The following is a 21,301-nucleotide window of genomic DNA, read 5'->3' on the forward strand; positions in this document are numbered from 1 at the left end:
TTAGAGGAAACGCGCCCTGATTACAAACGCGCCCTCTACACTGGCCACCATGAAACCCCTGAACATCCCACCAGGTCCCGGCATCCCAAAGGGCCTCGTCATCCCCGCGGCGGAGCTCACCGAACGCTTCGCGCGCTCCGGAGGGCCGGGCGGTCAGGGCGTTAACACCACGGATTCCAAGGTGCAGCTATCGGTCGATATCGCCGAGCTCAGCGTGCTTTCCGACGTCTACCGCCGCCGCGCTCTCCAGAATCTCAGCCACCGACTCGACGGCACGACACTCACCGTGTCCGTCACCACGCAGCGCTCCCAGGTACGCAACCGCGCGGAAGCCCGGCGTCGCTTGGCGAATCTCATTCGGGAAGCCGTGCAGCCACCGCCTCCGAGGCGCCGGCGGACTCGGCCGAGTCGGGCCTCGATTGCGCGTCGTAAAGCGCAGAAGCAACGCCGCTCCGAGCTCAAAGCCAGCCGACGTCGCCCCAGCGCCTACTAGGGGATATGGGATTTTCGTGCATCCGTTGCAATATAGAGGAATGAACGAAAATCAGGTCCCTACCGAAAAGGCAGCTGAAGCCGTCGCGGAGTTCAACCGCGTGCCCTCGATCCTGTCCATCCAGTCGCATGTGAGCTACGGCCATGTGGGTAACTCCGCTGCCGTTTTCCCGCTGCAGCGCGCAGGTTTTGAAGTGTGGCCGGTCCACACCGTCGATTTCTCCAACCACACCGGCTACGGCCAGTGGCGCGGCCCGATGATTCCGGCCACGGATGTGCGCGAGGTTATCAAGGGTATCGATGAGCTGGGCAAGCTTGACGACGTCGATGCGATTATCTCCGGTTACCAGGGCGGTAGCGATATTGCGGATGTCATCATCGAGGCCGTGGCGATGGCCAAGCAGCGCAACCCGAAGGCCATTTACTCGTGTGACCCGGTGATGGGAAATGCCAAGAGCGGCTGCCACGTCTCGGATGACATTCCGCCGCTGCTGCGCGACAAGGTTGTGCCGGTGGCAGACGTGATTACGCCGAACCAGTTTGAGCTGGGATACCTGACGGGCCGCGAGGTCAACGACCTGGAGTCCACCATTGCGGCAGCCCATGCTGCTCGTGAGATGGGCCCGGAGGCCGTGCTGGTCACCAGCGTGCTGCGTCCGGAGCGCAAGGAGGGCGAGATTGAGATGCTCGCCGTCAACGGCTCGGGCGCATGGCTGGTGGCGACGCCATACTTGCCGCTAAAGCGCAACGGCTCCGGCGATGTCACGGCTGCGCTGTTTGCGGGCAACCTGCTGCGCGGTCGCGGTATTGACGGTGACCTGTCGGTCGCGTTGGGCAACACCGCGGCCAGCATCTTTGAGCTGCTAAAGGTCACGCACGAGTCCGGCTCTGGCGAGCTGGAGCTCGTTCGTGCGCAGGAGGCCTACGTCCACCCGGAGCAGCGTTTTGAGGTTACGAAGGTAGCGTAGCGCTTTATAAGCGAATATAGGGGGGAGTCGATGGCGGCAGCACTTATGTGTTGCCGCCATCGTCGTACCAGGTCTTCGGGATTTTTCTGCCTTTTACCTGGGTTCTAAACATTTGCGCAACAAGAAGAAAAGATTTTGAACCATTGAAATAAAGTTTCCAATGAGTAGATAATGAAAACGGTTACTACTTAGTTGTGCCTATCCTTCAATAAAGGGGAGTAAATGTTTTCTACCCGCACGGGGCGAACCCTGGCTGTCTCGGTCTCTGCACTTGCGATTTGTGGCCTCGGGTTGACCGCCTGTTCGAACCCCGATGATAAGTCCGCCTCCGGTGCCGCCGGGGACTCCGGCGCCAGCGCCGAGCAGACCCTGGTCCTGCTGGATAACAACGAAACCGGCGGATACAACCCGGTTGCTGGTTACAGCAGGTCCGGCGATTCCCCGGTCTACGAGGGCCTTTTCCGGCTCAAGCCGGTGTCGGGTGACACCTCCACGAAGCCCGTCGACTTTGAGCCTCTGCTAGCCTCCGGCCCCGCCGAGCCGAGCAATGGCAACAAAACGTGGACCGTTCCAATCAAGGACGGAATCACCTTCTCCGACGGGACCACCTTCGGGCCGGAGGACGTCGTGGCGACCTACAAGGCCATCCTCGACGAGCGCTCGGCCTCCTCTGAGGCTCCGAACTGGGAAATGCTCGATGAGGTGCACGCCGACGGAGACAAGGTCGTCTTCGAGCTGAATATCCCGTACGCGGAATTCGATCACCAGCTCCTCAACGGCATCGCCCCGTCGGAGGCCTTCAACTTCGATGATTTGAAGCCCGCCGAGGACTCAGATCTCAATACCAAGCCCGTGGGAACTGGCCCGTTCAAGCTCGAATCTTTGCGTGCCGACGAGGCCATCTTCACGGCCCGCGAGGATTATCACGGCGGGGCCCCTGAGCTGAAGAAAGTCATTTACCGAGTCAATCAGGACGAAAACTCCCGTGCTCAGCAGCTGCGCGGCGGCGAGGGCGACGGAACCATTATGGAGCCGGCGTTGGCGCAGGAATTTGAAGGCCAGGAGGGATTCAAGGTCGAGTCGGCGCATTCGGCGGACTGGCGCGGAATCACCCTTCCAGCGGGCAACCCGGTCACCGGTGACCAGGCAATCCGCAATGCGGTCAACCTGGCTGTCAACCGTGAGGCCATGGCGAAAGACGTGATGAAGGGCCACGCGAAGCCGAACTCCACCTTCCTCGCGGACTTCTACGGCGACGCCTACGACCCGACCGCCGAGATCAAGCACGACACCGCGAAGGCCGAGAAGCTTCTCGACGACGCCGGGTGGAAGAAGGGCTCGGACGGCATCCGCGTCAAGGACGGCCAGCGCGCCGCGTTCGATGTCATCTACTTCCCGAACCGCGATCACGCCCGCACAGACCTGACGTTGGCCGCAGCCTCCGACCTGAAGAAGGTCGGCATTGAGGTCAATCCGGTCGCCCGTGATTCCAAGTCTGTCACCCGCGAGGACTACGCCAAGACCCCGGTCATGCTGGGAGGAGGCGGTACCCCGTACTCCGTCGACGGCCAGATCTACTCAATCTTGCACTCCAAGTACGCTGAGCCGGGTGCCGGTGCCAAGTGGGATAACGGCTCCGACTACGTCAACCCGGAGATCGACAAGCTGCTCGACCAGGCGCGCGTCGAAGCGGACCAGGCCAAGCGAGACGAGCTCTACCGTAAGATTCAGAAGCTCTACGCCGAAAAGCCCGCCATGCTGCAGCTGGTCTACGTTGACCATGTCTATGTCGAGCGCGACCGTGGCTACACGCACCCGGATGCCATCCTTGAGCCCCATGCCCACGGCCTGAACTTCGGCCCGTGGTTCAACCTGGGGGCATGGCACAAGTAAATGACAAAAGCCGAGCCACACCCACGTCCTCACCCTCGCTCGCGCCCGCACTCACACCCGCGTCTACACCCCTCTGAGCATCAACCCCGTTTCAAGAGCCGGAAACGGCAGGTCGCAGGAATCGTCGTGAGGCGAGTGCTGGTAGCCGTTCCCATCGTTGTGGCGGTGACGGCAGCAGTGTTCGCGCTGGCGGCGGTGAGCCCCTTCGACCCTTTGGATGCGTATCTCAAAGGTCAGGCGGGCAACCTGACCGAAGCGCAGAGAGTCTCGATTTCTCACCAGTTGGGGCTGGATAGGCCCTGGTGGGAGTCGTGGTTGGTGTGGCTGCAGGGCCTGGCGGTGGGCGACCTTGGCATTTCGAGGTCCTACTCACAGCCGGTGACGCAGGTGCTCGCCGAGCGTCTGCCGTGGACGATGCTGCTCGGCGCCTGCGGACTTGCCGGAGCTATCGCGCTGTCATTCGTTCTGGCACTGTGGGCTGCGGTGCGGCGCGGGGGAGTGCTAGACCGGCTAGTCCTGTCGATCTCGACGGTGATTCAGGCGACCCCGCCCTTCGTCGTTGCACTCGGCGGCCTCGGCCTTTTTGCGTTGGCCTGGAAGCTATTTCCCACCGGAGGCCTGACCTACCCGGGCGAGCCCGTGACTTTCTCCTCTACGGTGGCGCACCTTACGCTGCCAGCTGTCGTTCTTGCGATTACGCAGGTGCCGTGGCTGGTGCTGTCGTTGCGTGAGTCCATCGTCGAGGTCATGGACTCCGGCGCGGTCACCGGAGCGCAGGTCCGCGGCATTCCGCGCCGAACGATCATTTTCTCCCATATCCTGCCGACCGCAGTGCCGCCTTTCCTCGCGCTCATCGGCGCGCGACTGTCTGAGCTGGTCGTCGGATCGACACTGGTGGAGGCGGTCTTCGCGTGGCCTGGGCTCGGAACCGCGCTGGTCAAATCGGCTCAGAGCTTGGACTTTCCGCTGCTGAGCATTCTCACTATCGCGACGACGGCTATCGTCCTGCTCGGAAATCTGCTTGCCGACGTCGCCTTCGTCGTCCTCGACCCACGGGTGGATGCAGATGCTTAAAACGACAAAGAGGCCGGTCGCCCCGGTCGTGGCCGTGGCGTGCCTGGTCCTCATCGCTGCCTACGCCTTTTTAACTCCGCTGTTTCACGACTCCGACCTGGTGCTCACCGACTTCGCCAATTCCGGTGTCGCCCCGGGGCCTGAGCACTTCTTCGGTACCGATTCGAAGGGGCACGACGTTTTCGTTCGAGTTGCTGCGGGAATGCGCATTTCCCTTTTCATTGCACTGGTCACGGCAGTGTGCTCGGCGATCGTCGGTATCGTCCTCGGCGTTACCGCAGGCATGCTCGGCGGGCGCGTCGACCGCGTCATTATGCGCAGCGCCGACGTCACCAACGCGCTGCCGCACCTGCTACTGGGGCTGCTCATCGTCAGCCTTTTCCGAGGCTCGGTCCCCGCAATCATCATCTCCCTGGTACTGACGCACTGGGTGACCATCACCCGAACGGTCCGTGCGTCCGTGCTGCATCTGCGGGGCGCCGAGTTCGTCGAGGCCGCGCTCCTGTCCGGAATGAGCCGCGCACGCGTGCTAGCTCGGCACGTTGTTCCGGCGGCACTGGGGCAGTCCTTGGTCGGCCTTATCTTGCTGATCCCGCACGCAATCTGGCACGAGTCGACGCTGTCTTTCCTTGGGGTGGGCCTGCCGCCGCACAAGCCGTCTCTCGGGACTCTGCTTGCCGACGCCGAGGGCGCCCTGCTTCTCGGCCATTGGTGGATTTTGGTGTTTCCCTCGTTTTTCCTCGTCGCCACAACGTTGTGTATTGCGGCCGTCGGCACGCATTTGAAGGAGCGGGTGACCGGACAGGAGGTGCTGGTGTGAGTGCTCGGGAGGGCGTCGGCAAGCGAGAGAAGCTGCTGGACATTGAGAGACTGACAGTGCGGATTCCCCTGCGCGGTGGTGACGTGGTGCATGCCGCGACGGGCGTGTCCCTGACTGTGGGTAGGGGAGAGGTCGTCGCGGTTGTGGGTGAGTCGGGCTGCGGAAAGTCGATTATTGCCTCGGCGGTGGTTGGCATGCTGCCGCCGCACGCGAGAGTAGAGGGGCAGGTGCGTTTCTATCCGCGCGAAGGGGCAGCTGACAGTGGTGCAGAAGCGGAGAGGAACGCCGAGCCCATCGAAATTCTGGCGCGGCGACGTACCGGCGCGGGCCTTGCTCGCACTGACGAGGAGCTGGCGGGGCGGCAAATCGCGCTAGTACCGCAGTCGGCGGCGACGTTTTTGACACCGGTGCGCACGGTCGGGGCACAGCTAAAAGAAACAATTTCCGTTCTGGGACGCAACCACACGGTGGAGGAGATGCTGCGGCGAGTCAGCCTGGATGCGGAGGTCGCGGCGCTGTATCCCCACGAACTTTCCGGGGGTATGGCGCAGCGCGCAGCAGTGGCATTCGCCCTGGCTGGCGACCCTGCTCTGGTGATTGCTGACGAGCCGACGGCCTCCCTCGACCCCGACCTGACCATGGCCCTGCTGCGCATGCTTCGCCAAATCGCCGACAGTGGTGTGGGAGTCATGCTAATTACGCACGACATTTCCGAGCTGCGCGATAGCGGCATCGCCGACCGAGTTGCAGTGATGTACGCATCGCGCCTTGAGGAGACGGGACCGGCAAAACAGGTGATTGAGGCCCCAGCCAGCGAATACATGCGCGACCTGCTCGCAGCGCTGCCCGAAAACGGCATGCGGCCGATGCCCGGCGTGGTGCCGAGCTTGACGAACCTGGACGAGGACTATTGCTACGCGCGCAGGCTCGAGGAGGCGGGGAAATGAACGAGGAGGCTGTGGTGAGTAAGGCGTTGGTGAGTGAGCAGGCTTCGGTGAGCTGTGACGCGCAGGCGAGTGGCAAAGCGCTGGTCGCCGAGAACGTGTCGAAGTCATTCGGCGCCAAGGACGGCTCTGCGAGAGTCGTTTTATCGGACGTTTCCATCAGGGTTGATCCAGGGCAGATCGTCGGGCTTCGTGGGCCTTCGGGGGCTGGCAAGTCCACGCTCGGCCGTATCCTCGCAGGCCTGGAAGTGCCCGATTTAGGGCAGTGCTTCTGCGACGGGGTGCCGGTCGGCGCTGTGCGCAGTCGCGCCGGGCAGCGGGTTCGTGGCCAGATTGGGATGGTGTTTCAGTCTCCCCGAAGGTCCTGCGACCCGCGGATGACTTTGGGGCGCACCATTCGCTCAGCCGCACGACAGGGGCGGCAAGGGCGACGGGATGGTCAGCGAACCGGGAAAAGTGTGGACATCGACGAGCTCATCCGAAACGTTGGGCTGACTCCGGACCTTCTCGATCGCTTCCCTAGCCAGGTCTCAGACGGGCAGCTCCAGCGTGCCGCAGTCGCTCGCACCCTGGCCGCCGGTCCACGCTACCTCATCTGCGACGAGATGACCGCCATGCTCGACGCCGCCAACTCCGCGGCAATCGTCGAGGTCATCCGGGATTTCGCCGTATCTGGCGGCGGTGTTCTCATGATTAGCCATGAACACAGGCTTCTCGCCGCCGTGTGCGACGGCGTCGTCGCCTTAGAGTAGCGATATTGCTTAGCGCCCAGCTTGGAGTCATTGAACCTTCACTGCCTGTGATCGCCGATAGAATTTAGGAATTAGGGTAGCCATACCTATGACAGGTAGTGTAGGCTCTCCTTTTGTTGGTTGAATGGTTGGCTATCAATCGTTACTTGCTTGAAGGACTTCTATTGATTGATTCAAAAACTCCAAAGCTTCGACTTTTGACCCGATCGGACTTGGAAGATATCGAACTCGAACCTTCGCTGGTTATCCGTGCAGTAGAAGATGGATACTTGGCATTCGCGGAAGGTTCCTCGCAGTGCCCGACAAAAATGATGATTGACTTACCGGTTGAGAGCCGGGACTCGATTGCTTTTTCGATGCTCGGTTTTGATGCCAACCGTGATCTCGTTGGATACAAGACCTCTTATCGCCACGGAAGCGACAACCCAGATAAGTACTACACCACCATTAGTCTCTACGACGATGAAAGCGGCATGCCATACGCGCTAATGGACTGCCAAAAAGTTGGAGCCTCGCGAACTCCCGCTACGACAGCATTGATTGCGCGAGAATGTGCACGCGCTGATGCGAAGACTGTGACTGTTTTTGGCACTGGGATTCAGTCAGTTAACACACTTTCCTACTTGGTCACAGCAGTGCCGAGCCTCGAAAAACTACAGCTGCATGGAACTCATCCGGGAGGATTAGAAAAAAGCCGGAAGTCGCTTAATCACTGGTTTCCCGAGCGGAATATCGAACTAGTTGAACGCGATGATGCTTCTGTTATGAAGGCAGTTCAAAGCAGCGATATCACCGTAGTTGCTTCCGGTCGTGCCTGGCACCCATCGATTCAAACTGAATGGATTCCCGAAGGTGGGCTGCTAATTTCTGTTGCTTCCAAGGGAATTGCGGATGGTGCTGTTGCTGCTGCAGACAGGGTAATTGCTACTAGTGCCGGACAGTTCGAGCTAGTTGGGCAGCGATTGCTCCAGGGCAAAGAAGTGGAATTGGATGCAACACTACCCGATATTCTCGCGCGAAAGGCCCCAGGGCGCACGAATGAAACTGACCGAGTTTTTGCATTCTCGACGGGAATGATTATTACGGATATTCCAGTTGCTCAGGAACTTGCGGTTCGTGCATTTTCTGCTGGGCGAGGTACGGAGGTGTCGCTATGGTCGTAACGCTCGCTGTCGGCACTACGGGAAATGAAAAGTGAACGATAAAACTTTTGCTTCTACACCCTCTGTGCCCAAGACCTCGACCCTGGTCCCGAAACAACGTGACTGGGCGAAAGATTTACTGTCAATTCCAAGTGACGGCGTCTCGGAACTAACTCGTTTAGCCACACTAGCGGCAGGGCCTTTTCATGTTCTAAATACTCAGGTTTTTCGCCAGAATTTGAATGCTTTTGCTGCTGTTTGCGAGCGTCACGGAGTCGACTCGCATATCTACTTCGCTCACAAAGCAAATAAGTCTGCGTGCTGGATCCCCGCAGTCGCCGAAGAGGGGCATCGCGTAGATGTTGCGAGCGGGGAGGAGCTCACCGGCGCTTTAGGCGCTGGTGTGTGTGCTGCCGACTTAGTTGTTACGGGTGCGGAAAAATCGCAATCGCTTTTGACTCTTGCTCTCAGGCAGAGAGTTCTAATTGCAGTAGATTCTCCGAGCGAACTATTCCGAATTAATTCGCTGGCTAAGGATCTTGGAGTCGTTGATGCTCCGGTGTTGATTAGGTTACTGCCTGAAGAACAGCCTGAGACTCGCTTCGGCACCTCCATGGCACAGTGGCTTCGAGAGCTTGAGGCCCTGCGAGAACAATCTAGTAATGGGATTGACTGTAGGGGCGTGACCTTCCATTTGAACGGATACAGTCCCGCTCAGCGTAACCGCCAAGCACATAAAGCTTTGGATTTTATGGAAATTCTTCGAATTAAAGGATGGACGGCAGAGATGCTGGACATAGGTGGAGGATTTTCGGTTCAGTATTGTGAGCCATCCCAGTGGGAAATGTTTCGGGAAAAGGTTATTGATTCACCGGATAAGCGAGACTATTTTCATTCTGGTCGAATTCCAGAAGGGCTTTATCCGTATGGTGGGCAGGGCAATGATGGCCCTGAAATGTTAGATGAAATTCTTTCGGGAGTAGCTAATTCGCCTTCAGTTGAGAGGATTGATAAAACTAGCACTTCGCTTGCGGAACGGCTAAAAAATGGGCGATTTCAGTTGGCCATTGAACCAGGCCGAGCGGCGTTAGATGGTTGTGGATTGAGCGTTTTTCCAATTCAGGGTGTGAAATGGAGAGACAACTACATAATTATTACTGTTGCGGGTTTAAGTATGAGTCTTTCTGAGCAATGGAAAGGCAGTGAATACATGCCTGACATGACGTTATGGGAGAATCCCTGCTCAGATGATGTCGCCAATTACATGGGCAGGCCTAGCGGCGGCAGTAATTGTCTATCGCGCTCGGTTGGTGTCTGTGTTGGCGGAAGTAGCTGTATGGAATATGACATGCTCACCTGGCGAAAGGTCCAAATGAATCGAATTCCGAGAGTTGGGGATTTGGTTATTTATCACAATACGGCTGGTTATCAGATGGATAAAAATGAAAGCGAATTTCATCAAATTCGTCTGCCCATGCGGTTTGTTTGGGAAGGTCAGGGAAGCTTGCCGAAAATAGATAGGCCTTTATATCGGGAATTGGTTTAAATGTCTAATTGGGGTCTGTCATGATTGATTTTCCATATTCTGAAAAAAAATTAAGAAAACCTTGCGCAACGTGTTCGCTTGAGAGTTGTAGTTTAATTGGAAACACGCCAATTCTTGTACTGTGTAATACCGGATCCGGAAGCCGGTTATTACTGAAGATGGATTGCCTAAATCCGACGGGAAGCGTAAAGGTGCGAATGGCGCTGGAGATGATTGTTGCTGCGGAGATCTCCGGCGAGCTCAAGCCGGGCGGAAGAATCATTGAACCCACTAGTGGAAACACTGGTTTAGGTCTGGCATTTGTGGCCTCTCAGCGGGGATACAAGTTTACGGCGATTGTGGATCATCACGCTGCCAAGGACAAGCTGCGTTCCATGCAAGCACTTGGAGCAGAGTTGGTCTTCGTCGGGGATAAAGAATCCTGTGTTCCGTCTACGAGCCTTAGACGTGCGAAGGCCGCAGAAATTGTCGCCGAGACCTCGGATGCATGGTGGCCAGACCAGCACAATAATCCCAACAACCCAGCTGGTTACTGGCAGCTTGCATACGAACTCGATGAGCAAATCCCAGAAAAGGTTGACGTTCTCGTTGCGGCAATCGGAACGGGCGGGACGTTGTGCGGTACAACGGAACATCTGAGGAAGCTTGGGCATACCGCCGAGTCGTTGGCTGTTGAACCCGAAGGCTCCATCATTTTTGGTGGGGTGCCAGGGGCATATAAGCAATCAGGTGCCGGTGCTCCGTCGGGTTTCAAAATCGGCAATAACGTCCGCTACGACCTCATCGACCATGGAGTCAAAGTTAGCGATGTCAAGGCATTCGCCGCGGCCCGAGTGTTGGCTAGGGAACATGGGCTCATGGTTGGAGGCACAGCAGGTGCTGCAATCTACGAAGGTTTGCGTCATCTACACGAGTTTCAGGCAGGAACAACAATGGTCGTCATTGTTTGTGATGCTGGTGAGAAATATCTCGACACAATTTTTGATACTGATTGGCTTCAGAAAAATCATTTGTATTCAGAAGTTATGGAGCGTCAAGTTTCGCGAATGCTCAGAGCCTATGGTGATTCTCGTGCCATTGCTAGTTCCTTCGAGGTGGCCGGGTGATAAATCCAGCTCGTGCAATTGGCCAGCAAACCGTGTCCTACCGTGATGTCTATTCGCTTGCGCTACCCATCGCGGGCGTTCAGCTAGCGGGGGTTGCGCTAACCACGACCGATGTGCTGATGCTGCAGACCCTCGGTGTAGTGGCAATTGCCGGCGGCGGACTCGCAATGCAGTTCTACAACCAGATTCGCACCATGTGTGTCGGTATGGTCACCGCCGGAGGCAACCTAGTAGCCGAGGCCGCGTCGGAGTGGGAAAAGACAGGCGAGGAAGTTGCGGCTGAGCGAATCCGCCAAGCGGTACGCAGTTGCATGGCCGTCGGTACCGCAACTGCAATCATTGGTGGCCTCATCGTGATTTCATTTGGTGCGCTTGCACTCATCTTGCCCATCGACGGCACTGTTGCCGAGCTAGCGTTCTCGATGACGGTCGCGCTTGCACCAGGCCTTATCCCGATGATTTGGCTCAATGTCCTGCGGCAGTTTGCAGTCGGCATGCGTCGGCCGGGCTCTCTGCTGGTGGTTACGCTCATCTCCATCGTTGTCAACGCTGCTCTCAACGCTGGATTCCTCCGGCTAACAAGTGTCAATGAATGGGGAACTGCATGGGGACTGGTGGGCATCGGTCTGTCGACCACCTGCGTCCAGGTTTTTACCCTGCTGTCCTTTGCTGGCTTGCTGCAAAGAGACCGTCAGCTACGGAAATTCTTCGCGGTCATTCCGAGGCCCGGCGACGCAGCATGCATGAGGCGCATTATTCGGCTTGGGATTCCAGTTTCGCTTACCTACGGCTCTGAAGCTGCGATTACTACTATCGCAGGTCTAGCGATGGGCCTGGTTAGCCCAGTCATGCTGGCAGCGCACACCGTTGTTAACCAACTCGCTTATATCGTCTACCAAGTATGTATCGGCTTCTCGCACGGAGGATCTATACTGGTCAGCCGTGCATTAGCGGATGGTGCCGAGGCAGTCAAACAGGTATCACGTCGGGTTTTGCACGCAGTGGGTATTTATCTTGCCGTCGTCGGTTTGCTCTGGTTGCTACTGGGCAAGTACGTCGTTGGACTGTTCCTTACTGATTCCAACGTTAGTGCCAATCCCGATGTACGCCATATAGCGACAATCTTGTTGTGCCTTGCCGTGCTTCAGCAGTTCGCTAAAGGCTCCCAGAACGTGCTGGTGGGGCTCCTTCGTGGGCTGCGCGACACGAAGTCGGGTCTCAGTGCGACCCTTTGGGGCTACTGGGCGGTGGGGGTTCCAGCTCTCCTGATTCTTGGCCTTGGCCTTCGTTGGGAAGGATATGGCGTTTGGGTTGGGCTCATCCTTGGCTTTTCCACGACCGCTGCTCTGCTTTACCGCGCTCTGCAGCGTCACCTGCAACCCACTAGTTCCGTGTGACGGCCGAAGCTTCGTAACACCCATCCAGAAATAGTCTGAACCATCCACGTAAAGATGACGTTTTCCCTCTACCGAAGGGGATCCGAGGAGCTGAATATGCGGTCGACTGACCGCCTGCTCCGGAAAGAAGAAAATGAAGAAAATGAAGGTTAGTTCTCCTCTTACTCCAAGCGTGCTACTGCGTGACTTCCCCGCAAGGGTGCTTTTCGCGGTACTCCTATGCATGTCGCTCGTCCTTCTCGCCGCTTGCTCAGATGGAAATGGAGACGCATCCGCTAGCAGTGAGAAGCGTACCGTCGTCGATGCGCTAGGACGCGAAGTTAAAGTCCCGCAGAATGTCGAGCGAATCCTGATGGGCGGGCAGAAGATGCTTTACACGACGGCGCTTCTGAACCCAGACAATCCAACTGACAAGATCGTTGCCTGGCCAGAGGACCTGAAGGAAAACGACAAAGCCACTTACGACCGCTACGTTGAGAAGTTCCCCAAAATCAAGGACATCCCGACCACAGGCGAGATTTACAACAACACTATGTCGCTGGAACAGGCTCTGGAGTCCCGACCCGATGTCTTCGTAGTAAATGCGGGTGTCTTCGACGCGGCTAAAGATGCTGGAATCGTTGATGGATTAGAAAAGGCAGGCGTGCCGACGGTGACTGTCGACTACTTCATTGACCCAGTGAAAAACACCGAGCCCAGTATTCGAATGATGGGACAACTGCTGGGGCGTGAAAAGCAGGCGGAAGACTTTATCAACTACTACGAGAAGAAGGTCAACAAGGTCGCTGACCGCCTTGCCGAGAAGAAACCAGCACCGACACCGACATTCCTGTGGCGAGCACCCGGTTACTTTGACTGCTGCTCAACCTTCGCCAAGTCCAACCTGGCGCAGATTGTCAATTTTGCCGGTGGACTAAACCTTGGCGACGAAATGATTGATGCGAAGCAAGGGCAGGTATCGCCAGAGGCATTGGCCGGGAAGAATCCTGAAGTCATCATTGCCACAGGCGCAGACTGGGATCAGGGTAAGACTCCGGTCAAGGAAGGAAATTACGTACCGCTGGGTTACTCGGAATCGAAGGAAGAGGCGCAAAAGGCCCTTCACGATGTCGTCGGTAAGCAGCCCGCTGTGCGTGAAGTCGACGCGGTGAAAAGTAAGCGTACTTTCGTCGCATGGCATCATTTTTACGATTCGCCATATAACTTCCTGGCAGTCGAGATGTTTGCAAAGGCCATGCACCCGGACTTGTTCGGCGACATTGACACTGAACGAGAGGTACAGGACCTGCACGATAAGTTCCTGCCAATCGAGGCCTCGGGCACCTTCTGGACTGGGCTGGAGTGATGTCGAACATGCAAGTTTCGCACGGAAACCTGGCAACAACGCAGGGGAGCGGAGACGCCGTTCGCGGGGAGCAGGAAGTCAGCCCTGATAGAGTAATGGTGCAGTCAACTTTTCACTGGTATCAGCGCGCAGCACGGAAGAAGTGGGTGATAATCGCTCTGATTACTGTGGTGTTGGCTTTGACATCGCTTGCTGACTTTCTACTCGGTGGCGGTAGCATGCCTGCCAGCGAAGTTTTGCATACATTGACCCATCCGGTTGGTGCGCGACCCATTGACCACCAGATTGTTTTCGACATTCGGCTTCCGATGACCGTGACTGCAGTGCTCGTCGGAGCGACGCTGGCAGCGGCGGGCTCACAAATGCAGACAATTCTGGGAAATCCCCTGGCCGAGCCGTACACCCTGGGCGTGTCAGCGGCGGCCGGATTCGGTGCTGCCCTGGCTGTGGTCACCGGCTTCGCTTCTGAGGGAATCGGTGCGGTGCTGGGGATGGCCGGGACTGCGTGGGTGTTCGCGATGCTGGCCTGCGCTGCGATTCTGCTCTTTTCCCGATTTCGTGGCCCAGGAGTCGAGGGGATGATTCTCCTCGGTATCGCGATTGTATTCTTTTTCGACGCTCTACTGGCCCTGATGCAATACCTGGCCTCGGAGACGCAGTTGGAACAGGTTGTGTTCTGGACGATGGGTAGTCTCACCCGCTCGAACTGGACGCAGATTGCGTTGCTCGCGGTGATATTCGTGATGGGGCTACTCTTCTTTTACCTCAATGCCTGGTCGCTGACTGCATTCCGGATGGGCGATGACCGCGCAAAAGCCCTTGGCGTAGACGTTGATCGACTGCGTGCGCTGACCCTTATCGTGGTGTCCTTTATGGCGGCAACCGCTGTGTCGATGGCCGGTACGATTGGATTTATCGGTCTCGTCGGCCCACACGTTGCGCGCTTATTGGTAGGCGAAGATCAACGTTATTTTCTTACTGCTTCGACTTTGGTAGGGGCGCTGCTTCTGGTTGCGGCATCGGCAGTGTCGAAGGTGATTCAACCGGGTGTAATTCTTCCCGTAGGCATTATTACCGCAATTGTAGGAGTGCCCGTATTTGTCGCGATTATCGCTGGCCAGAGGAGGAAAATGTGGGTTGGCTAAAGGCAAGTCGCTTTGTCGGGAACGACGCTGTACATGGTCATCACGACAGCCCCAGTAAACCTGACGGTAAACCCCTCGGCGAAACCCCTCCAGAATCGTCCGCTCTTAGCGCGCGAGGAGTGTCTTTTGCTTACGACGGCCATCATGTCCTGCACAATGTCGACGTTGGGCCTCTTCCGATGGGAAGCGTGACTGCGTTGGTCGGTCCCAACGGAGCTGGCAAATCGACACTGCTGAGGTGTTTGGCGGGCCTTGAAAACTGCTCGGGGCAGGTACGTGCTGAAAGATCTCTATATTTGCCACAGGACCCTCCGCCGCTGAGCTCATTGACCGTGTACGAAAGCGTCCTGCTTGCCCGGCAACAGTCGTTTTCTGGGTTTTCCGCACTGCGTGTCGGATCCACAGTGCGGGCAGAAGTGCAGGCCACCATTGAACGACTTGGGTTGGTTGCGTTGTCATCGCGGCTGATGTCTGAGTTGTCTGGGGGACAGCGGCAGTTGGTGAGTTTTGCGCAGGCGGTTGTGCGACGACCTCGGGTATTGCTTCTCGACGAGCCCACCAGCGCACTCGACCTGCGTAACCAATTGATGCTTCTCGGGCAGGTACGCAAGTGTGCGCGGGAATTGCCCTGCGCGGTAGTGATGACACTTCATGACCTGGGGCAAGCGGCGCGCTTTTGCGAACATGTGGTTGTTCTAGCCGATGGTCGGGTCAGCAGTGCAGGGCCTCCGGCAGAGGTCATTAATGAAGCTATGCTGCGAGAGGTTTATCAGGTAGAAGGTGCGGTGCTCCCGACTCGCAATGGCGGGCTGGCGGTCGAAGCGTCGGAGGCACTCTAGCGCAGACCCGTGACTGTAGCGCACGCTCTCGGCTGTTCTACAGCCACGAATGAGCGCTAAAGTGCAGGGCCCGACGAGCGCCCCAGCCGGCGCCCCCCCTAACTGCCCCTAGTAGTAGAACGGGAACTCGTCCCAGTTCGGGTCACGCTTTTCCAGGAACGCTTCCTTGCCCTCGACGGCCTCGTCGGTCATGTACGCCAGGCGAGTAGCCTCGCCCGCGAAGACCTGCTGGCCCATCAGTCCGTCATCGGTCAGGTTGAAAGCGAACTTCAGCATGCGCTGCGCCGTTGGGGACTTACCGTTGATCATGCGGCCCCACTCCACCGCGACATCTTCCAGCTCAGCGTGGTCGGCGACCTCGTTGACAGCGCCCATGCGGTGCATGGTCTCAGCGTCGTAGGAACGGCCGAGGAAGAAAATCTCGCGGGCAAACTTCTGACCAACCTGCTTCGCCAGGTAGGCCGAGCCATAGCCGGCATCGAAAGATCCCACGTCAGCGTCGGTCTGCTTAAAGCGGGCCTCCTGGCGGGATGCCAGCGTCAGGTCACACACCACGTGCAGGGAGTGTCCGCCACCTGCGGCCCAACCATTGACCACGGCAATGACAACCTTCGGCATAGTGCGAATCAGGCGCTGCACCTCCAGGATGTGCAGGCGGCCACCCTCGACCTTGGCACGCGCGGTATCGATGGTGGATGCGTCCGCGGTAGCGTCGTCATGCTCGTGGGACGTTGCGTACTGGTAGCCGGAACGACCGCGAATGCGCTGGTCACCACCCGAACAGAATGCCCAGCCACCGTCCTTGGTGCTCGGGCCGTTACCGGTCAGCAGCACAACGCCGACATCCGGGGTGCGACGCGCGTGGTCGAGCGCGCGGTAGAGCTCATCGACAGTGTGCGGGCGGAACGCGTTACGAACCTCCGGGCGATCAAAAGCAATGCGCACAATGCCGTTTTCGCGGCCCTCGCCGACGTGGCGGTGGTAGGTGATGTCGGTCAAATCCTCAAAACCATCAACCGTCTTCCACTGCTCAGGGCGGAAGGGGTTATCGGTCGAGTACTTCGCGGTATCAGTCATGGCTTCCAGCATAAAGGTCTCTAGCATGAGGGGTATGTCTGTGTCCGCTGCGCCCAACATCCAGCTTCCGCCAATCGACGACATCCTCGGCCGCGCCCACGTCGTGGCTCTGCCCATGGCAGTGAAATTCCGTGGCGTCACCACTCGCGAGGCGCTCCTCATCGACGGCCCCGCCACCTGGGGAGAGTTCGCTCCCTTCCTGGAGTACGAGGCACCCGAAGCTGCCGCGTGGCTGCGCTCGGCCATCGAATGCGCATACGTTGGCCTGCCCACCCCGAAGCGCGAGTTTGTCGAGGTCAACGCCACCATCCCCGCCATCACACCCGAGCAGGTGCCGGAGGTCGTGGGGCGTTACCCCGGGTGCCGCACGTTCAAGGTCAAGGTCGCAGAGAGCGGCCAATCGCTTAACGACGACATCGAGCGCGTAGCCGCCGTCCGCACCGCGGTGGCCGAAGCCTATGGCTATGAACCTGTGGTGCGGGTGGATGCGAACCGTGGCTGGTCGGTGGAGCAGGCCATCCGCGCCGCTCATGAGTTGGGTCCGCTGGAGTACATGGAGCAGCCCGTTGCGACTGTCGCCGAGCTCCGCGCGGTCCGCGACACAGTGGGGGAGTTTTGCCCGATTGCTGCCGATGAGTCGATCCGCAAGGCCGAGGATCCGTATTTGGTTGCGCGCGAGCAGGCTGCTGACGTGGGCGTAATGAAGGTTGCGCCGCTTGGCGGGCCAAGCCGTTTGCTTCGGTTGGCCGAGGAACTGGAGATGAAGGTGACCGTCGCCAGCGCCTTGGACACCGGCGTTGGTATGGCCGCCGGTTTGTTCACGGCGGCGGCCCTGCCTGCTACCGAGCTGCAGCCGGAGCCGAATGCGGCGGGGTTGGCCACGTCCTCGCTGTTTATCGAGGACGTCATCGAGCCCCGGCCACTTATCGATGGCCGACTGCCCGTCACCAACCCCGCTCCCGACCCTTCCCGCCTGGCCGAGCTCGCCGCGCCGGGCCCCCGCCGCGATTGGTGGTTCGACCGCCTCCGCGCGGCGTATGCCCATCTATAACGCCAAGAAAGTGACTAGGTTTATGACACTTTGAGCCCGAAAAACGGCTTCCAAACTGACATAAACCTAGTCAGTAACTCCCGGCAAGTAGCCTATTGAGTGTGAACAATAACCAGGACACCTCTCAAGACCCGGACACCGGCGCGGTCGAAACCACTCACGCCGCCCAGTCCACACAAGCCCCATCCGCAGTGGTAGCGGGCCTCATCGTCGATGAGCTGCTGCGTCTCGGCATGGTCGATGCCGTGGTGTGCCCGGGTTCCCGGTCCGCCCCGCTCGCCCGCGCTCTGGTCCAGGCCGCCGACGCGGCGAAGGTTCGCCTCCACGTACGTATCGATGAACGCTCCGCCGCCTTCCTCGCCCTCGGCCTGGCCTCGCGCACCCGCAAGGTGACCCCGGTAATTACAACGTCCGGCACAGCAGTGGCGAACCTCGTGCCCGCCATGGTGGAAGCCACCGCGTCGGGTATTCCGCTGCTGGCACTGACCGCTGACCGCCCCGCACACTACCGCGGCACCGGTGCGAATCAGACTATCGTCCAGGACCGCCTGTTCGCCGATGCCTCCGTAGTCGAGTTCGATCTCGACGGCACCGCCCCGGTCACGAAGGCCACCGCCGCGCAGATTCGTGCTCGCATCGACCGCGTCGTCGCCGCCATGGCATCCGGCGCCGGCCACCTCAATGTTCGTTTTGTCGAACCGCTTGTGCCTGACGACGACTCCGTCGCCGACATCCCCGAGGGCCGCGCCGACGGCGGCCCCTGGACCACGATTGCGCCTACTACCAGTAACAACGTCGGCGTAGCCGCCATCGCAACCAACTCGGCCACAACCATCCCGGCCACCACGGCCACCACAGCCACAATTGACATCAGCCGCCGCACACTCGTGATCGCGGGCTCGAATGCCCCACATCTGCCAGAGCTGGAGGATCTGCCAACTATCGCGGAGCCGAATGCGTATGCGCCGGCGTACCCGGTTCACCCGCTTGCGGCGGGTACTTTCGCGCAGATTCCGCCGGAGCAGATTGTGTTGGTAGGGCGGCCGACGCTGCACCGAGGTATCTCGAAGCTGCTGGCCAATCCGGACATCGAGCTGACGGTCGTCTCGGATGCGGAAAACCACGGCTATGGGGTGGAGTTCCCGGATGTGACGGCGAACGCAAGGGCCGTCGTAAAGCATGTGCAGACTGTGGGGGAGCAGGACCCGCAGTGGACGAAAATCTGTGAGGCAGCCAGTGAGTTGGCGGTGAAGTCCGTGCGGAAGACGCTCGCCGAGTCGATCGAGGCGGAGGAGCCGCTGACCGGATTCCATGTGGCGGCAGCGCTGACGGACAGCCTGCGCACGGGTGACAATGTGGTGCTGGGTGCGTCGAACCCGGTGCGCGATGCGTCGTACACGGGCCTGCCTTTCCCTGGGGTGAGCACGTATGCGGGACGGGGTGCTGCGGGTATCGACGGCACGGTGGCGACAGCAATCGGTATTGCGCTGGCATCCGACCGCGAGTATGCCGACGAAATCCGACCACCGCGCACGATTGCGCTGATGGGGGACCTGACTTTCCAGCACGACTCCGCAGCGTTGGCGATTGGGCCGCTGGAGCCGAGGCCGGAAAACCTCACCATCGTGGTGGCCAACGATGCCGGTGGCGGTATCTTCGAGACGCTGGAGGCGGGCAGCCCGGCTCTGCGGGGAAGCTTCGAGCGCATCTTCGGCACGCCGCAGGACGTGGACTTTGAGGGCATCTGCCAGGCTTACGGAGTCGAGCACGTGCGTGTCGACCGCCTCCCAGATCTGCTCGCGCAGCTGCACCCGGATACCGATGTCGACGGCATCCGCGTCATCGAGGTGGCGACCACACGTGCGACGCGTCGGCAGTTGCACCACAAGCTGGCATACAATGCGGAGATTGGGGTGCTGGACAAGCACTAGCCGGCCGGCAGCATCCAATCAGAGCTGGAAACAATCAGGGACAGAAAAATAGGAGGTCGCGACCGCCATGCAGTGGAAAACTGCCCTGGCCAATTGGCCGCGCTTCCTTCGTCAGGTACTGCTCTTTGTGATGATTTGCCTGTTGCTGTCGTGTCTGGCCATGGTGGTTGGCTGCTTCATTAATGACCGCAATATCGAGTCGAACATGGGGCAGTCCGTAGCCAATGTGCGCTCGGTCGAGCTCCTTCGCACCACGGTTGATTTCGTCGACGAGAATGGCGATTTTCAGTCGCCACCAACCGGTTTGCTCTATCCCGTTGGTCTGGAAGAGGGGCAGCGCGTCCGCGTCGAATACGACCGCACTGATCCCAATGTCGTCCGCGTCGCCGGGCGCACATGGACGCTGTCACTTCTCCCGGCGACCAGTATCGCTGTGGTTACATTTCTCGTCGTCGCGCCGTTGTGGTGGTCGTCGTTGCGCGCAACCCGTCGTTTACAAAGAGATCCCCAAAAGGTAAACAGAGGGTCACTTTCGCTTTCCGACGAGATGGAAAACTAGCACCATGCGCGTTGCCATCATTGCTGAAAGCTTCTTGCCCAACATCAATGGAGTGACAAACTCCGTGCTGCGGGTGTTGGAACACTTACGCCGTGAAGGACACGAGGCGCTGGTGATTGCGCCGGGTGCTCGGGACTGGCAGGAAGAGGCAGAGTTCTACTGCGACTACCGCATTGAGCGTGTGCCCACTGTGATGGTGCCGTTGATTGATTCGCTACCGATTGGTGTGCCGAACCGTCGGGTAGCGTCGGCGCTGACGCAGTTTAAGCCGGATGTTGTCCACTTGGCTTCGCCATTTGTGCTCGGTGGTGCGGGCGCGCTGACTGCCAAGGCACTGGGCATCCCGGCTGTGGCCATCTATCAGACGGACGTTGCGGGTTTTGCCAAGAACTACAAGTTGGCGGGGCTCTCCACGGCCGCGTGGTTGTGGACGCGCGTGATTCACAACTCCTGCGCCCGAACGCTGGCGCCGTCCTCGCCGACTATTGAGGACCTGCAGGATCACAAGATTCGTGATGTCTACCGCTGGGGCCGCGGTGTTGATGCGGTTCGCTTTACTCCGACAAAGCGTAGTGAAGAGCTCAGGAAGCAGTGGAGCCCGGAGGGCAAGCCGATTGTTGGTTATGTCGGCAGGCTCGCGGCGGAGAAGTCTGTGGAGCGGCTGGCAGCGCTGAACGGCCGCGATGATATCCAGGTGGTCATTGTCGGCAATGGCCCGGAGCTGCAGAAGCTGCAGAAGCAGATGCCGAATGCCGTCTTTACCGGACAGCTCACCGGCGATAAGTTGGCAGCGGCATTCGCCAGTCTGGACGTGTTCGTCCACACCGGTGACTTTGAAACCTTCTGCCAGGCGGTACAGGAAGCCCACGCCTCCGGTGTGCCGGCCATCGCTCCGAACGCAGGCGGCCCGCGCGACCTGATTACCAACGACGTCAACGGCTACCTGCTGGAACCCAAGACTTTCACCCGCGATTTGGCTGAGGCGGTCGACAAGCTGCTGCTCGTTGACGATGAGCTGGCACGTAAGCAGCTGCGCAACCGCTGCCGCGACACCGTGACCGAGCGCACCTGGGAAGCACTGTGTGCAGACCTGGTTCGCCACTACGAGGAGGTTTCTGGGGTTTCCGCGGCCGAGACGTCAAGCAAGGTCGCAGCAGATGCGATTGATGCCTCCCATGCAGGTGCTGCTACGCGTCAGAAGTCGGTCGCGTAATCTGGAC

General features: G+C 59.0%; 19 protein-coding genes. 18 read left to right on the plus strand and 1 reads right to left on the minus strand.

All coding sequences use genetic code 11. From position 1 onward, the window contains the following. Positions 1-49 precede the first annotated feature (49 nt). From arfB to CRD18_RS09205, 14 genes are all read left to right on the plus strand, one after another. A complete protein-coding gene (gene arfB / locus CRD18_RS09140) occupies positions 50-493 on the plus strand; it encodes an alternative ribosome rescue aminoacyl-tRNA hydrolase ArfB (RefSeq protein WP_070858377.1) in 444 nt (147 codons plus the stop codon). Between the two features lie 40 nt (positions 494-533). After that, complete coding sequence (pdxY, locus tag CRD18_RS09145) at positions 534-1,460, plus strand: pyridoxal kinase PdxY (protein ID WP_242458701.1); 927 nt, start codon at positions 534-536, stop codon at positions 1,458-1,460. A gap of 222 nt (positions 1,461-1,682) precedes the next feature. Then, a complete protein-coding gene (locus CRD18_RS09150; RefSeq protein ID WP_016422017.1) occupies positions 1,683-3,353 on the plus strand; it encodes an ABC transporter substrate-binding protein in 1,671 nt (556 codons plus the stop codon). A gap of 126 nt (positions 3,354-3,479) precedes the next feature. Further along, positions 3,480-4,427: an ABC transporter permease gene (locus tag CRD18_RS09155; protein ID WP_016422018.1), complete on the plus strand. Its 948-nt coding sequence runs from the start codon at positions 3,480-3,482 to the stop codon at positions 4,425-4,427. Continuing rightward, positions 4,420-5,247, plus strand: a complete 828-nt coding sequence (locus CRD18_RS09160; protein ID WP_016422019.1) for an ABC transporter permease — start codon at positions 4,420-4,422, stop codon at positions 5,245-5,247. Before CRD18_RS09155 ends, CRD18_RS09160 begins: the two co-directional genes overlap by 8 nt. After that, on the plus strand, positions 5,244-6,194 hold the full coding sequence (locus CRD18_RS09165; RefSeq protein WP_016422020.1) for an ABC transporter ATP-binding protein: 951 nt from the start codon (positions 5,244-5,246) through the stop codon (positions 6,192-6,194). The genes CRD18_RS09160 and CRD18_RS09165 overlap by 4 nt, the downstream gene beginning before the upstream one ends. Further along, entirely contained in the window at positions 6,191-6,943 is a 753-nt protein-coding gene (locus CRD18_RS09170; RefSeq protein WP_016422021.1) for an ABC transporter ATP-binding protein, read from the plus strand. Before CRD18_RS09165 ends, CRD18_RS09170 begins: the two co-directional genes overlap by 4 nt. Before the next feature lie 113 nt (positions 6,944-7,056). After that, positions 7,057-8,106, plus strand: a complete 1,050-nt coding sequence (locus CRD18_RS09175; RefSeq protein ID WP_016422022.1) for a hypothetical protein — start codon at positions 7,057-7,059, stop codon at positions 8,104-8,106. A gap of 31 nt (positions 8,107-8,137) precedes the next feature. Continuing rightward, complete coding sequence (locus tag CRD18_RS09180) at positions 8,138-9,631, plus strand: hypothetical protein (RefSeq protein ID WP_187406676.1); 1,494 nt, start codon at positions 8,138-8,140, stop codon at positions 9,629-9,631. Positions 9,632-9,651: 20 nt separating this feature from the next. Next, positions 9,652-10,737, plus strand: coding sequence for a PLP-dependent cysteine synthase family protein (locus tag CRD18_RS09185; protein ID WP_242458702.1), 1,086 nt, complete (start codon positions 9,652-9,654; stop codon positions 10,735-10,737). Then, entirely contained in the window at positions 10,734-12,134 is a 1,401-nt protein-coding gene (locus tag CRD18_RS09190) for an MATE family efflux transporter (RefSeq protein WP_187406677.1), read from the plus strand. The genes CRD18_RS09185 and CRD18_RS09190 overlap by 4 nt, the downstream gene beginning before the upstream one ends. A gap of 223 nt (positions 12,135-12,357) precedes the next feature. Continuing rightward, on the plus strand, positions 12,358-13,479 hold the full coding sequence (locus tag CRD18_RS09195) for an ABC transporter substrate-binding protein (RefSeq protein WP_224783767.1): 1,122 nt from the start codon (positions 12,358-12,360) through the stop codon (positions 13,477-13,479). Positions 13,480-13,574: 95 nt separating this feature from the next. Next, positions 13,575-14,624 (plus strand): iron ABC transporter permease, encoded by a 1,050-nt coding sequence (locus tag CRD18_RS09200; RefSeq protein WP_042389120.1) that lies wholly within the window; start codon positions 13,575-13,577, stop codon positions 14,622-14,624. 179 nt (positions 14,625-14,803) lie between these two features. Then, positions 14,804-15,463, plus strand: a complete 660-nt coding sequence (locus CRD18_RS09205; RefSeq protein WP_080969612.1) for an ABC transporter ATP-binding protein — start codon at positions 14,804-14,806, stop codon at positions 15,461-15,463. Between the two features lie 108 nt (positions 15,464-15,571). Here CRD18_RS09205 and CRD18_RS09210 read toward each other — a convergent pair whose 3' ends face one another. Continuing rightward, the gene (locus tag CRD18_RS09210; RefSeq protein ID WP_016422029.1) at positions 15,572-16,552 is read right to left on the minus strand and encodes a 1,4-dihydroxy-2-naphthoyl-CoA synthase; all 981 of its coding nucleotides are present in this window, start codon (positions 16,550-16,552) and stop codon (positions 15,572-15,574) included. A 13-nt stretch (positions 16,553-16,565) separates the two neighbouring features. Between CRD18_RS09210 and CRD18_RS09215 the strand changes: the two genes are divergently transcribed. The 4 genes from CRD18_RS09215 (at position 16,566) to CRD18_RS09230 (ending at position 21,294) form a co-directional block, all read left to right on the plus strand. Then, complete coding sequence (locus CRD18_RS09215; protein ID WP_187406678.1) at positions 16,566-17,591, plus strand: o-succinylbenzoate synthase; 1,026 nt, start codon at positions 16,566-16,568, stop codon at positions 17,589-17,591. 101 nt (positions 17,592-17,692) lie between these two features. Continuing rightward, positions 17,693-19,522: a 2-succinyl-5-enolpyruvyl-6-hydroxy-3-cyclohexene-1-carboxylic-acid synthase gene (gene menD / locus CRD18_RS09220; RefSeq protein WP_187406679.1), complete on the plus strand. Its 1,830-nt coding sequence runs from the start codon at positions 17,693-17,695 to the stop codon at positions 19,520-19,522. 67 nt (positions 19,523-19,589) lie between these two features. Beyond that, positions 19,590-20,081, plus strand: a complete 492-nt coding sequence (locus CRD18_RS09225) for a DUF3592 domain-containing protein (RefSeq protein ID WP_049172339.1) — start codon at positions 19,590-19,592, stop codon at positions 20,079-20,081. Between the two features lie 4 nt (positions 20,082-20,085). Next, a complete protein-coding gene (locus CRD18_RS09230; protein ID WP_016422034.1) occupies positions 20,086-21,294 on the plus strand; it encodes a glycosyltransferase family 1 protein in 1,209 nt (402 codons plus the stop codon). Positions 21,295-21,301 lie beyond the last annotated feature (7 nt).

It is taken from the genome of Corynebacterium sp. LK31, from assembly GCF_014335015.1.
Lineage (GTDB): Bacteria > Actinomycetota > Actinomycetes > Mycobacteriales > Mycobacteriaceae > Corynebacterium > Corynebacterium jeikeium_D.